The organism is Burkholderia sp. Bp8984 (assembly GCF_003853755.1).
GTDB lineage: Bacteria > Pseudomonadota > Gammaproteobacteria > Burkholderiales > Burkholderiaceae > Burkholderia.
Window position 1 is genome coordinate 62356 of sequence record NZ_QTQN01000001.1, and the last position, 14001, is coordinate 76356.

At 64.0% G+C, this 14001-nt stretch carries 13 protein-coding genes; 2 read left to right on the forward strand and 11 right to left on the reverse strand.

Annotated features, from left to right (window positions below; all coding sequences use genetic code 11):
* Positions 1 to 86 precede the first annotated feature (86 nt).
* The 11 genes from DID98_RS00220 to DID98_RS00270 form a co-directional block, all read right to left on the reverse strand.
* Positions 87 to 977, reverse strand: a complete 891-nt coding sequence (locus DID98_RS00220) for an amino acid ABC transporter ATP-binding protein (RefSeq protein ID WP_124484781.1) — start codon at positions 975 to 977, stop codon at positions 87 to 89.
* Between the two features lie 200 nt (positions 978 to 1177).
* Complete coding sequence (gene argE, locus DID98_RS00225; RefSeq protein ID WP_124569974.1) at positions 1178 to 2344, reverse strand: acetylornithine deacetylase; 1167 nt, start codon at positions 2342 to 2344, stop codon at positions 1178 to 1180.
* A complete protein-coding gene (locus DID98_RS00230) occupies positions 2337 to 3014 on the reverse strand; it encodes a DUF1028 domain-containing protein (protein ID WP_124569976.1) in 678 nt (225 codons plus the stop codon). The genes argE and DID98_RS00230 overlap by 8 nt, the downstream gene beginning before the upstream one ends.
* A gap of 1 nt (position 3015) precedes the next feature.
* Complete coding sequence (locus DID98_RS00235) at positions 3016 to 3462, reverse strand: RidA family protein (protein WP_124484783.1); 447 nt, start codon at positions 3460 to 3462, stop codon at positions 3016 to 3018.
* Positions 3463 to 3517: 55 nt separating this feature from the next.
* Complete coding sequence (locus tag DID98_RS00240) at positions 3518 to 4867, reverse strand: NAD(P)/FAD-dependent oxidoreductase (RefSeq protein ID WP_124569978.1); 1350 nt, start codon at positions 4865 to 4867, stop codon at positions 3518 to 3520.
* 485 nt (positions 4868 to 5352) lie between these two features.
* Positions 5353 to 6186, reverse strand: a complete 834-nt coding sequence (locus tag DID98_RS00245) for an ABC transporter permease (protein ID WP_124484785.1) — start codon at positions 6184 to 6186, stop codon at positions 5353 to 5355.
* Between the two features lie 25 nt (positions 6187 to 6211).
* Positions 6212 to 7459 (reverse strand): ABC transporter permease, encoded by a 1248-nt coding sequence (locus DID98_RS00250; RefSeq protein ID WP_124570076.1) that lies wholly within the window; start codon positions 7457 to 7459, stop codon positions 6212 to 6214.
* 87 nt (positions 7460 to 7546) lie between these two features.
* Entirely contained in the window at positions 7547 to 8605 is a 1059-nt protein-coding gene (locus DID98_RS00255) for an ABC transporter substrate-binding protein (protein WP_124569980.1), read from the reverse strand.
* 2 nt (positions 8606 to 8607) lie between these two features.
* Complete coding sequence (locus DID98_RS00260; RefSeq protein WP_124569982.1) at positions 8608 to 9780, reverse strand: ABC transporter ATP-binding protein; 1173 nt, start codon at positions 9778 to 9780, stop codon at positions 8608 to 8610.
* A gap of 52 nt (positions 9781 to 9832) precedes the next feature.
* Positions 9833 to 10981, reverse strand: a complete 1149-nt coding sequence (locus DID98_RS00265; RefSeq protein WP_124569984.1) for an aromatic ring-hydroxylating dioxygenase subunit alpha — start codon at positions 10979 to 10981, stop codon at positions 9833 to 9835.
* A 99-nt stretch (positions 10982 to 11080) separates the two neighbouring features.
* A complete protein-coding gene (locus tag DID98_RS00270; RefSeq protein ID WP_124484789.1) occupies positions 11081 to 12019 on the reverse strand; it encodes a LysR family transcriptional regulator in 939 nt (312 codons plus the stop codon).
* A gap of 479 nt (positions 12020 to 12498) precedes the next feature.
* Here DID98_RS00270 and DID98_RS00275 point away from each other — a divergent pair, with 479 nt between their 5' ends.
* A complete protein-coding gene (locus DID98_RS00275; RefSeq protein ID WP_124484790.1) occupies positions 12499 to 13326 on the forward strand; it encodes a transporter substrate-binding domain-containing protein in 828 nt (275 codons plus the stop codon).
* 10 nt (positions 13327 to 13336) lie between these two features.
* Positions 13337 to 13987 (forward strand): amino acid ABC transporter permease, encoded by a 651-nt coding sequence (locus tag DID98_RS00280; protein WP_124484791.1) that lies wholly within the window; start codon positions 13337 to 13339, stop codon positions 13985 to 13987.
* Positions 13988 to 14001 lie beyond the last annotated feature (14 nt).

Consider the following 14001-nt stretch of genomic DNA (forward strand, 5'->3'; position numbering starts at 1 on the left):
GATTTTGCGTTGATCGCCACACTAAAGAGGCTGTGGCAGAGATGCCGGCCTCGCCAAAACCGGCGTGCGTGGGTTGCGGGGTTCGTTCACCGACTCCCGGTGACGACGCTGTCCGTGGCCGCACTCGTGTCGGTAGCGTTCCAGAACGCGTTGCGGTCGCGGTAGTTCTGCAAGAACTGCTGCAGGCGCGGATTCTCGGAGCGGCGGAACACCTCGCCCGGCGCGCCGCTCACGGCGATCCGGCCATGATCGAGAAACACCACGCGGTCGGCCATCTGAGCAGCGAAGCCCATCTCGTGCGTGACGACGACCATCGTCATGCCGTCGCGGGCGAGCTGCTTCATCACCTGCAGCACTTCACCGACGAGTTCCGGATCCAGTGCGGAAGTCGGCTCGTCGAACAGCATGATGTTTGGCTCCATCGCCAGCGCGCGAGCGATGGCGACACGCTGCTGCTGGCCGCCCGACAGTTTCAGCGGATAGGCATCCGCCTTGTGGGACATCCCGACCATCTCGAGCATGCGGCCACCGATCTCGTTCGCCGCGGCGGCCGGCATCCGGCGCACGCGCCGCAGTGCTTCGGTGACATTGCCGAGGACGGTCATGTGCGGCCACAGGTTGAACTGCTGGAACACCATGCCGATGTTGCGGCGCACGCGGTTGATCTCGCCGGACGAGGCGCGCACGCGCGCGCCGTTGCGCTCGACATATCCGAGCGTCTCGCCCTCGATCAGGATCGTCCCGTGATCGTAGGTTTCGAGCGCCGCCATGCAGCGCAGCAGCGTGCTCTTGCCCGAGCCCGAGGGGCCGATCAGGCAGACCACCTCGGAACGCTCGATCGAGATGTCGATGCCGCGCAGCACATCGACGTCACCGAAACGTTTGTGCAGGCCGTCGACCTCGATGAGCGGTGACGCGGATGCGCAGGCACGCGTCACGGCAAGCTCGCTTTCGTGAATGTGGCTGACTGCGTTCATAAATACCTCGATCAGGTAGGGTCATCGAGCCGTGCGGGCCCGATGCGGCGCAATAGACGGGATGCCAAGGCGATGGATCGACTTTACGCGGTCGATATTGATAGAAAAAACTCATTTTGGATGCAGGTCGAAAGTTTTCCCTATGCAAACCGGCGCCGTACCCGACCTGCCGCGAGCCGGGCCAAGCGGGCCGCCGGTCTTTATGAGGAAAGATGATCCGCCAGGCGCCGCAGCATCGAATCGCAGTCACGCAATTGCTCGACGGTGACGAACTCGTCCGGCTTGTGGCCCTGATCCATGCTGCCGGGCCCACAGACCACGGTGGGGATGCCGGCCGCTCCGAACAGCCCCCCTTCGGTGCCGAACGCAACGGTGCCGAACGCGCTGGATCCGCTGAGGATCGCCAACAGGCGGGCTGCGTCGCCGTCGTCGGGCGTCGCAAGGCCGGGATAGGCCGACAGCGGTTGCATCCGGATGTCGCAGTCCGCGCGGACCGCGCGCATCTTCGGTGTCAGGTGTTCCTGCGCGTAGGCCTGCAATTCGTCGATCACCTGGTCGGCGTCGAAGCCCGGCAGCGTGCGCACTTCGAAATCGAACTCGCACGCCTCGGGGACGATGTTGAGCGCCTTGCCACCGCGAATCACGCCGGTCTGCACCGTCGAAAACGGCGGATCGAAACGCTCGTCGTGATGTTCCGGTTGAGCGAGGCGGTCGCCGATCTCCTCCAGCCGGTTGATCAGACGGGCCGCGTACTGGATCGCATTGACGCCGTAGGGTGCATACGCCGAATGGCACGCGGCACCCTTGACGTGGCACCGCATCGCCAGCTTGCCCTTGTGGCCCAGCACCGGCTTCAGTTCGGTGGGCTCGCCGATCACGCACAGAACAGGCCGGTGCGGACGCGTTGCGAGTTCGGCCAGCATCGGGCGCACGCCGAGACAGCCGATCTCCTCGTCATACGAAAAGCCCAGATGGATCGGTAGCGTCAACCGGCGCTCGACGAACATCGGCACTGCCGCCAGCACCGAAGCGAGAAAGCCTTTCATGTCCGCGGTGCCGCGGCCGTACAGCCGGCCGTCACGCTCGCTCATCTCGAACGGCTCGACGGTCCACGCCTGGCCGTCCGCGGGCACGACATCCGTATGGCCCGACAGGAGGATGCCGCCGCGATCGCGCGGCCCGATGGTCGCGAACAGGTTGGCCTTGCTGCGCTCGTTGTTGTAGAACAGCTCGCTGTCGATGCCGTAGCCGGCCAGATAGTCGCGGATGAACTCGACCATCGCGAGGTTCGAATCGCGGCTGACCGTTTCGAATGCGATCAGCTTGGCGAGCAGCGCGCGGCTGGTCGGGCGGGTCGACTCACTCATCGCCTGGTACTCCGTAGCTCGGTGCCGCGGTCGGATCGAGCGCGCGAGTGACGTAATCCTGCATCTGCGGACGATAGGCGTGCCATATCGCGGCGAGCGCGGCGATCGGCGCGTCATCGGTCCAGTCGACCCGCAGGTCGACAAGCGGCCACACCTGCGTATCGGCGATCTTGAGCGCGGCCGAATGGACCGGGCCGGCTTCGCCGCCGGCGTCGATCGCCGCCTGCATCGCGGCGAGCAGACGGTCGGCGAGCAGGCCGGGGGTGTTCTCGAACGCAGGCACCATGGCGTCGATCACGTCGCGGCTCGCCAGCATGTTGCCGGCGGCGATGCATTGCTCGCCCGCCACCGCATGGTGCAGACCGAGCGCATGTGCGCCGGTCTGGAACGCGGTCCGCCCCTGCGCATCGACTACGGCGAGTTGCCGATAGTCGCGCCAGCGGTCGGTGGCAAGCGCGGCCTCGAGCGCCTGCGCGGGGTCCGGCGCGCCGCCGCCGAGCAGATCGAGAACCTGCGGGCCGAGCGACGGCAGCGTGACGTTCTGCGTCGCCACGGCGCCGATGCCGGCGCGAACCCATGGACAGCGCGCGCCGACCGCAATGCTCGATGAACTGATCGCGATGCCGAGTTGTCCGGTTTCGGCACACCGTCCGACGATCGAGAACGTCATGTCACACTCCGGTCGCGGGCGCCGGCTGCCAGCCGTCGGGAATCACGGCGATCACGTCGATCTCCATCAGCCACTGCGGCTGGCCGAGCGCCGACACGACGAGTCCCGTCGAGATCGGATAGACACCCTTCAGCCACTTGCCGACTTCCTGATACACCGGCTCGCGATAGCGCGGGTCGATCAGGTAGGTCGTCGTCTTCACGATGTGCGTGATGTCGCTGCCGGCTTCCTCCAGCAACTGCTTCACGTTCTTCATCGCCTGCTCGGCCTGCGCGCGCGGATCGCCGAGGCCGATCAGGTTGCCGTCGAAATCGGTGCCGACCTGACCGCGCACGTACACGGTATTGCCGGCGCGCACGGCCTGGCACAGGTCGTTGTCGAGCGTCTGGTTCGGATAGGTATCCTTTGTATTGAACATGCGGATACGGGTGTGGGTAGGCTGGCTCATCGTGAATTCCGGGAAGGGGGTTCAATAAACTACGCGGTTCGGCTCGGTGCGACGATCAGTGCGCGGCGGCCCGGGTCACCATGGGTAGCGTGACTTCCGGCTCAGCCGGAGCGACGTCGTGCTGCGCGGGTTTCGTCACACGTTGCGCCGCGGATTCGTGATAGCTCTGATAGCTGCGCTGCGTCGCGATATGCCCGGCCACATGCTTCGCGTCGTGCCAGACGCCCCAGATGAACGCGGAGCCGCGACGCGACAGCCACGGCAGACCGACGAAATAGACGCCGGGCTCCTTCGACACGCCGCGTTGATGTTTCGGTTTGCCGTTCTCGTCGAAGGCATCGACCTGCAGCCACGCGTAATCGTTCGCGTAACCGGTTGCCCAGATGATCGACGTAACGCCCGCCGCAGCGAGGTCGAGGCCGGCGACCGGGTGGGTCACGCATGCCGGATCGGCCGGGATCCGACGCGCGTCGGGCTCTTCCGGCAGATCGAGACCGTTGCTCGCGACATAGGCGTCGGCCGCGTCCAGCAGCGACAGATAGTTTTCGTCGCCGGCCGCGATGTTCGCGGCGAGATCCTCTTCGAACGTGACGACACCGTGATCGAAGGACTTCGTCAGGCCGACGAGCGTCACGCCCTGGTGCGCGAGGCGACGGAAATCGACCGTGTGGCCGCCATCCGCGCCGCTGACGGCGATCGTCACGTGCGCGCGTCCGGGGCTCATCACTTCCATGTCCCACAGACCCAGCACGCCGAGCCACCAGCAGAAATCGCGGCCGCGATAGGCGCGCGGCGGACGGTCGTGCGGACCGACCGACAGATAGACCTGGCGGCCCGAACGTTGCAACTCGTCGGCGATCTGTACACCCGACGAGCCGGCGCCGACGACCAGCACGTTGCCGGCGGGCAGTTGTGCGGGATTGCGATAGTCGGCCGAATGAATCTGCGTCAGGGCCGGGTCGACCGGTGCGATGGCCGGAATGATCGGCCGCTGGAACGGGCCGGTCGCAACCACGACCCGGTTTGCGTGGAGGGTCCCGTCGGAAGTCTCGACGACGAAACCCTGGCGGCCGGCATCGCGCACCACGCGCTTGACCTCGACGCCGGTGCGGATCGGCGCGTCGATCATCTTCGCGTATTCGACGAAGTAGTCGACCATCTGGTCCTTCGTCGCAAAGCCGTCCGGATCGACGCCGCCGATCGTCAGGTTCGGAAAGCGGTCATGCCAGGCCGGACCGTTTGCAACCAGCGAATCCCAGCGGCCGGTGCGCCAGCGTTCCGCGATGCGATCGCGTTCAAGCACGAGATGCGGCACGCCGAGTGCACCAAGGTGTTCGCTCATCGCGACACCGGCTTGCCCGGCGCCGACCACCAGCGTATCGATTGATGTGACTTCCACGGTCATGATGGTTCTTCCTGATGCGTATCGATTTGGTTGTTCATGGGCTGGAATCCGTCTTCGTCACAACGCTCACGACGCGACGGGTCAACGCTTGTATCGTGCGGGCAAGGAACGGAAGTGAATCCGCAGTTCGAACCGATCCGAGTCGCAAGGCCTTCCTCGCGTTGAATTGCGCGGTCTTCGGGAAAATCTACGCCTGTCGAGAGAATCCGAAAAATATATTTAAAAAATGCTTTGCATCAGGTTTGGCTATGCAGACATGTACATGAATAAGGCACCTCGGTCCGAAGCCACTTGCACCGGACGCTGACGGCCCGTTTCGATCAAGTTGCGCGGTGAACGCGCAAGCCTGGGCGCGCCGGGGCCATCATTGGACAAAGGCAAAAGCCGGGACGGTGCGGGCAATCGCGCCAGGCGCGCGGGTTTCGTGAAAGCGCGGCGGCACGGCAATGGTCGCGCAGCGGCGGCCGGCCAGGACGGAAAGCCAACTAGGCCGGCTCGCGCGCGGCGCTCGCTGCCTGAGCTCGGCCGCGCAGCCAGTTGATACTGGTGAAGAGCAGAAGCGCGAACACGATCAGCACGGTGGCGACGGCGAGAATCGACGGATCGATCTGATCGCGAATGCCGCTCCACATTTGCCGGGGCACGGTGCGCTGGTCCGGCCCGCCGATGAACAGGATCACGATCACCTCGTCGAACGAGGTCGCGAACGCGAACACGCCGCCCGTCGCGACGGCGGGCAGGATCAACGGCAGCGTCACGCGCCGAAAGGTAGTCCACGGTGCGGCGCCAAGATTGGCGGCCGCGCGCAACAGGCTCTGATCGAACGACAGCAGGGACGCCGTCACCGTGATCACCACGAACGGCGTGCCGAGCGCCGCATGCGCGAGGATCACGCCCGGATACGAATTGACCAGCCCAAGCGGCGCGAAGATCAGATAGAAACCGGCCGCGACCACGACGATCGGGATGATCATCGGCGAAATCAGGAGCGGCATGATCAGCGAACGGAACGGGAAGTCGTCCCGTGCGAGGCCGATGGCGGCGAGTGTGCCGAGACCGGTCGCAATCGCCGTCGATGCGCAGCCGATCGCGATGCTGTTCATGAACGCACGCTGCCAGTCCGGGCTGCCGAATGCCTGCGCATACCAGCGCAGCGAGAAGCCGTCCATCGGATACGAGAAGTACGCCCCCGAGTTGAACGACAGCGGAATGATCACGAGGATCGGCGCGACCAGAAAGAACAGCACGAGCGCGCAATGAATGCGCACCCATGCGGTAGCAACGCGCGTCGACGGAAGACTGTTGGGATTGACGGACACGGGGCGACTCCAGTGACGTCAGGCGTCAGCCGAACCGGAGCCGGTCGATGCCGACGAGCCGGTTGAAGATGAAATAGAACACGGCGGTGAAGATCACGAGATACGTGGACAACGCACCCGCAAGACCCCAGTTCAGTTGGTCGTTGGTTTGCGACGCGATCAACTGGCTGATCATCTCGTCGCCGGCGCCGCCGAGCAGCGCCGGCGTGATGTAATAACCGAGCGCCAGCACGAACACGAGAAAGCAGCCGGCGCCGATGCCGGGTAGCGTCTGCGGCACATACACGCGGAAGAACGCCACCACCGGGTGGGCACCGAGCGACTGCGCGGCGCGCATGTAGATCGGCGGCACGCTTTTCATCACCGAGTAGATCGCGAGAATCATGTAGGGCAGCAGTACGTGAGTCATGCCGATCAGCACGCCGGCGCGATTGAAGATGAGTTGCATCGGATGATCGACCACATGCAGTGCGAGCAGCACGCGATTGATCACGCCGCCCGGTTGCAGCAGCACGTACCACGCCGTCGTGCGCACGAGCAGCGAGGTCCAGAACGGCACGATCACGAACAGCATCAGGCGGTTGCCCTGTTTCGCCGGCAGATTGGCGAGCAGCCACGACACCGGATACGCGAACAGCAGGCACAGCAGCGTGACGGTTGCGCTAATCGACACCGTGCGCACGAACGCGGTGCGATACACCGCGCCGCTCGCGGGCACGCCATGAATCGCGCCGGCGGGGGAAACCTGTGCGTCCACGCCGTTCAGCAAATAGTCGGGCGTCCAGCGCGACGATGCGCGTTTCAGCAGGCGCCAGGTTTCGGGCTCGCCCCAGCGGTCATCGGCAGAGAGCAGGACCGGTTTCCAGGCCGTGACGACGTCCTGAGCCCGCACCGCTCGGGCCGACTTCAGCAGCAGGCTGCGGAATTCCGGCTGGTAGAAATTCATCCGGCGCGCCACGTTGCCGAGCGTGCCGGCGTCGGACGCGCTTTTCAGCGCGGTGGCGAGCGCTGCGAAGGCGGACTCGCCCGGCAAGCCCCGGCCGTCCCATTGACGCAGCGTTTGCGCGAAAGCCGGCATGGCATCGGACAGCTCCGGATTGCGCACGCTGCGCGCGAGCAGCGAGGCGATCGGCGCGATGAACGTCGCGAGCAGGAACACGAGGAGAGGCAGCGTCAGCAGCAGCGCGCGCATCGCCGCCTTGCGCCGCGCCTGGCGGAATTTGGCGGCGCGCGCGCCGGCGAGCGCCGGCCCGGCTGCCGTCACGGGGGGCATGGTCGAGTCGTTCATCGGAACTCCAGGGCGACGCGGCCCGGCTGGAACGCGTCGCGCAAAACCACTACGACTTCGATGAGATTCGGCTTACTGGCTGAGCCACGTCTGGAAGCGCTTGTTCAGCGTATCGCCGTTGTCGGCCCAGAAGTTCGCGTCGATCTGAATCGGGCGCTTGAAGTTCGCAGGCGCGGTCGGCAGGTCGGCAAGGCGGGTCTTGTCGATCAGTTTCAGCGAGGCCTTGCGCGGAGGCGCATAAGCGATGTACTTCGACAGGTCGGCGAATGCCTGCGGCTGCGACGACGCGGCGATGAATTGCTTGGCGAGCGCTGCGTGCTTCGCGCCCTTCGGCACACCCCACCATTCGTAGTCGTACACCTGCGCGTCCCAGACGGTCTTGAACGGCTTCTTGTCCTTGTGAACGGCGCTGTCGATCCGGCCGTTGTAGGCCTGCACCATGGTCACCGCGCCGTCCGCGAGCAGTTGCGGCGCCTGCGCACCGGCTTCCCACCAGACGATGCTCGACTTGATCGTATCGAGCTTCTTGAATGCACGGTCGACTCCGGCAGGCGTGACCAGCGCCTTGTAGACGTCGGCCGGTGCCAGGCCGTCGGCAATCAGTGCCCATTCGAGCGTGACCTTCGGCGATTTCCTGAGGCCGCGCTTGCCGGGGAATTTCTTCAGATCGAAAAAGTCGGCGATCGTGGTCGGCGCAGTCTTCAGCTTCGACGCGTCATAAGCGTAGATGGTCGACCAGACCATCGCGGCAACTGAACAATCTCGCAGCGCGCCGGGCAGGAAATCCGCGGTATTGCCGATCGTCTTGCTGTCGAATTTCTCGAGTAGACCTTCGTCGCATGCATTGATCGCGTCGTTGGTCTCCATGTCGATCAGGTCCCAGGTCGGATTCTTCGCCTGTTCCATGGCCTGCAGCTTCGCGAGACCGCCGTCGTAGGACTCGGTTTCGAATTTCGTACCGGTCTTCGCAGTGAACGGATCGAACCACGCTTGACGCGCGGCCGTCTCATAGGCGCCGCCAAACGTGACGACGGACAGCGTGTCCGCTGCATGAGCGGTGGCGGGCAGCGCGGCAAGCGCGATCACAACCGCCGCGGTGCGGCGAAGAACGGCGTAGTGGGGGTTTTTCATTTTCAGACTCCAGCGGCGAAGGGCACGGCAACGGGTGGAACGGGTAAGCGAACGGCGGAACTGGAGACCCGGGCGACCGCCGACGACAGCACCTTGCAATCGTCGTAACGCCACACGATCGTAGCTGCGGCGCCGATCGGCGGCAGCGCGACGAGACGCGTGTTCGACACCTTGACGACTATCGTGGCGTCGCCGCCGAGCTTGAGCAGCACCCGATGATGATCGCCGCAGTACACGATGTCGCGCACCGTCGCGGCGAGTGCGTTCACGTCCGCGGGCAGGTTGGTCGCACCGGCGGCGAACACCTGCGCTCGCTCGGGACGCAACGCGAGCGTCCCGGCGTCACCGGACTCGACATGGCTGCCGCGGCGCCCGCGGATCGTCATGCCGGTGGCGAGCACGAGCGTGGCGAGTTCGCCGTCGAGCGCGCCGACCCGCCCGGTCAAACCGTTGTTCTCGCCGACGAAGTTCGCGACAAACGCGTTCTGGGCGTTCTCGTACAGTTCGGTCGGCGTCGCTGCCTGCTGGATGCGACCGTCCGAGAAAACCGCGACGCGATCCGACATCGTCAATGCTTCGTTCTGGTCGTGCGTCACGTAGACGACGGTCAGCGACAGCTCGCGATGTAGCCGCATGATTTCATATTGCATCGTTTCGCGCAGCCGCTTGTCGAGCGCGCCGAGCGGCTCGTCCATCAGAACGACGCGCGGCTCGAACACCAGCGCGCGCGCCAGCGCGACGCGCTGCTGCTGGCCGCCCGACAACTGCGCCGGACGACGCGATGCAAGATGCGACAGCTCGACCATGTCGAGCGCGCGCTTCACCCGCGCCTTGCGTTCGTCGCGCGGGGCCTTGCGCACCGAAAGCGGAAACGCGACGTTCTCCGCGATCGTCAGATGCGGAAACAGCGCGTAGTTCTGGAACACCATGCCGATGTCGCGCAGGTGCGGCGGCTTGTCGTCGAGGCGGCGGCCGTCGAGCAGGATGGTGCCGTCGGTCGGTGTTTCGAAGCCGGCGAGCATCATCAGGGTCGTCGTCTTGCCGGAGCCGGACGGCCCCAGCAGCGACACGAATTCACCCTGAGCGATGTCGAGATCGAGTCCGTCGACGACCGCATGCCGGCCGTCGTAAGACTTGCTGACGCCGACGAACGAAATGTAGGGTTGACTGGCCATCGAAAGATTCAATGAGATGATGTGTCGGACTGCGTCGCGATCCGGCGACGTTTCAGGTTGCCACGCGCGACGCGAGATAACGTGCGAAGTCGTAATTCGGCCGTTCCAGGTGACTCAGATGGCCGGGTTTCGCGAGCGGTGCGTGCACGCCGCGGAACACTGCCTCGACACCGCGCCGGTCTTCGAGATTGACTTCGTCGAGCAGTGTCTTCAGCGTTGCCATGTATCCGGCTGCCTGCGGATCGTCGATGAATTCCGGCGACAAGCCGCCGCCGAAGCGGATGTGCACGCGATCGACGCCCAACGGTTGCAGGACCAGATACCAGAAATAGCCCGGTGTCAGCGTGACGAGATGGGTCGGGTAGATCGCGAGCAGGGCAGTCGTCTTGCGCCACTGGCCTTGCAGACGGGTGTTGTTTGGATGGGCGTTGCCGATCGGCAGCGATGCTTCCTTCGTGATCCAGTGATAGTTGAAGGCCGGCCGCCCCGGCGGGCACTCCATCTCGTCGAGCTTCGAATGCGGGCCCACCGTCGCGCGATGCAGCATCGGCAGGTGGTAGCTTTCCATGAAGTTTTCCGCGAGGATCTTCCAGTTCGTGTTCCACACGTGTTCCTCGTGGAAGGTCTCGACATAGGACGACATATCGTAGTCGGCGATCAGCTCGTCGAGTTCCTTCAACTGCGTCGCGACGGGCGGAGCGTCGTGATCGAGCGTGACGTAAATCCAGCCTTGCCAGATCTCGCAGCGCACCTGCGGCAGCTTGTAGGTGTCCTTGCAGAAACCGTCCTGCCTGTCCATCATCGGTGCGCCCCGCAGATCGCCGTCGAGCGAATAGTTCCATGCATGGTATGGACAGACGATCCGGCGCACATTGCCGCGACCTTCGAGCAGCGTCGACATCCGATGCAGGCAGACATTCGACATCGCGCGCAGCGTGCCGTCCTCGCGGCGGATCACGATGATCGGCTGATCGGCGATCTCGGCGGTCAGGAAGTCGCCCGGATTCGGCAGCGCTGTCGTACGCCCCATGCACAGCCATTCGTTGCGGAAGATCGTTTGCTGTTCGCGCTCGAGAAATTCCGGCGATGTGTAGACCGCCGGCGGCATCGCGCGGGCATCGCCAAAGTCGCGTTCACAATTGCCCTTCAGATCGCGCACGATCGCGTCGACAGCCTGACGTGCTGCGGGAATGGTGCTCATCCTGGCTCCGAAACAAGGACACTGATCAAGTGACGAGCAATTTAGCAAGTCAAAATCCAAGACCAACTATTCTTTTCGGATGTGACTGCCAGTTTTTTCCTATTCAGCTGGCGTTGCCTGGATGTGCACTTCCGGTATGTAGGTCTCGCAGAATTGCGCGAAGCGCGTGACCAGCTGGCGCGGCTTCATGTAGCGGGACATCGCGATGCCGAGGGTGATCGACGTGACGTCGTCGCGAAACGGCCGGATGGCAAAGTTTGAACCGTCGACCGTGCTGGTCGAACGAAGCGGGAAATTCAGAATGCTGAAGCCAAGACCATTGGCCACCATGCCGCGCACGACTTCCGGCTGCGACGAGCGGAACGTCGGCGACGGGCGTCGGCCGAGCGGATCGAACAGTCCGGCGAAATACTCGCGGCTGTGCGGCAGATCGAGCAGAACATAGGGCTCGTTGAGCAGATCGGCGAGCGCAACCTTCTTGCTGCGCGTGAGCCGGTGTCCGAGCGGCAGGATCGCATATGGCGGCAACGTGACGAGCGGCGTGAACGCAATGTCTTCGGTCAGGTCGAGGCTGTAGGTGAGCGCCATGTCCAGCGTGCCGTTGGTCAATGCCTGCAGCAGATCGTCCTGGTTGGCCTCGATGGTGCGAAAGCCGATACCGCCGTGCTCGGTGACGAAGCGGCTCATGATCGCCGGCATCAGCGGCGGCGCAAGCGAGACGAGGCAGCCGAGCGCAATCGTGCCCGTCATGCCGCCGTCCATTTCACGCGCCATCGTCTGCAGTTCCTCTGCGTTTTTCAGCAGGTTGCGCACTTGGCCGAGCACGTCGCGTCCCGCTGGCGTCAAGGACACACCGCTCGCGCGATGGCGAATGAACAGCTGGATGCCGAATGACGATTCCAGCTCGCCTATCGAGGTCGAGATCGACGGTTGCGAGATGTGCAGCTGACGTGCCGCCGCGGTAAACGACAAGGTTTCGGCGGTGACGACGAAGTAGCGCAACTGGCGCAGCGAATACCGCAATGCAATGTTTTCCATGAAGCAGGGCTCGCACAGGATTCAATCGGGAACGGTCCGCTTGACGGGACGTGCCGCTCATTTTGCATAGCCAAAAACATTGATATGGGAGTCTTTCATAATTTTTTGCTTTGCGCTTTTATGCCGACGATTTATCGGGTTCCGCTTCTTTCGGGCAATGCACTTTATCGGGGGGAAGAATGAATCGTGTTGGTGCGGCGCGCGTCAAAATCGTGCAATTCGCGTGTGCGCTGCCCTGGAAGCCCATGGTCCGATTTTTTGCGATCGACGTGGCGAACGGCCACTGTGATCCATTGGCATGCCTCGGCTACACGGGCTTCATAGATAAAAGCTTCCGTGTGGATCGGAAAACAATATTTTCGCCGACAAATTGTCCACGTAGATTCAGCTGACGGCGGCGGATGCGCTCGGCCAAGGGCCGATCTGGCGAACGTCCGGCATTTCATCCCATCATTTCGACCTCGACTGGAGTACGACAGATGAAACGATTCAAACCCTGGACTTCCCTGCTCGTGGCATTGACTCTGGCGGCAGGCAGCGTGGCCGCGCATGCGGACAGCATGCTCGATCGCGTCAAGCAGCGCGGCGAGCTCGTCGTCGGCACCGAGATGCAGTTCGCACCGTTTGATTTTCTGGAGAACGGCCAGCAGGCTGGCTTCAACAAGGACCTGTTCGCGGCGGTCGGGCAGATCGTCGGCGTCAAGGTGCGTTTCGTCGATCTGCCGTGGGAAAGCGTACTGCCGGGTCTCGACGCCGGCAAGTTCGATATGGTTGCAGGTCCGCTGACCGTAACGAAGGCACGGATGGAGCGCTATGCGTTCTCGCTGCCGATCGCCGAGGCTACCGACGCGCTGCTCAAACGCGCGAGCGACGGCAGCTTGAAAATATCGGCCGATATCGCCGGCAAGGTGGTGGGGGCGGGCAAGGGCAGTGCGCAGCTCGAACAGCTGAAGAGCTACGCGGCGACGTTGCCGAAGCCGCCGACGATCCGCGAATATGTCGACAACAACCAGGCGTATGCGGATCTCGCGGCCGGACGCCTCGCCGCCGTCGCGAACTCGCTGACCAACGTCGCCTATGTCGCGAAGCAGCGTCCGGCCGTGTTCTCCGTCGTGCAACCCGCCTTCGGCACGAAAGTCTATTTCGCCTATGCGCTGCGCAAGGATGCCGACAGCACGTCACTGGCCAGCGCATTCAATGGGGCGCTCGTCACGCTGGACAAGAACGGCACACTCGCCACGCTGCAGCGCAAGTGGTTCGGTGTCGCGACGGCGCTGCCGGCCGAGATGCCGACGCCAAACTACTGAGCGCAACGCCATGTTCAGTCTGACCACCTTCATTGACGGCTTGCCGCTCTTGTTTCGCGCAGCGTCGATGACGCTCGAAGTCTCGGCGGCGGGGCTGGTGCTCGGCTTCTTCATCGGTCTCGTGATCTGCTGCGGCCGCCTTGCGCCGCAAGCGGCGATCCGCGCCGCGGCGGGGGCATACGTACGCGTGTTTCGCGGTGTGCCGCTGCTGGTGCAGTTGCTGCTCGTCTACTACGTCCTGCCGTTCGTCGGGCTCAACGTATCGCCGGTGACGGCCGCCGTCAGCGCCGTGTCGCTGTGCTCGGCGTCCTACATCGCGGAAATCCTGCGGGGCGGATTCGTGAACCTGCCGCGCGGCCAGATCGAGGCTGCGACGATGCTGGGCCTGTCGGCGAAGGATCGGTTGTGGCGGATCCAGGTGCCGCAGGCGGTGCGGATGACGCTGCCGTCGCTCGTCAACGAAATGGTATTGCTGATCAAGGCATCGTCGTTGATCTCGGTGGTCGGCGTGGCTGAAATCACGCGCACCGCGCAGAACATCGCGGCCAGCACGTATCAGCCTCTCGAAGCGTATGTGGCGGCCGGCATGATCTATTTCCTGCTGTGCGGTGCGCTCGCGTTGATCGCGCACGGTGCGGAGCGGCGCCTGCGGGCCGCATGAACGGGCCCTAATCC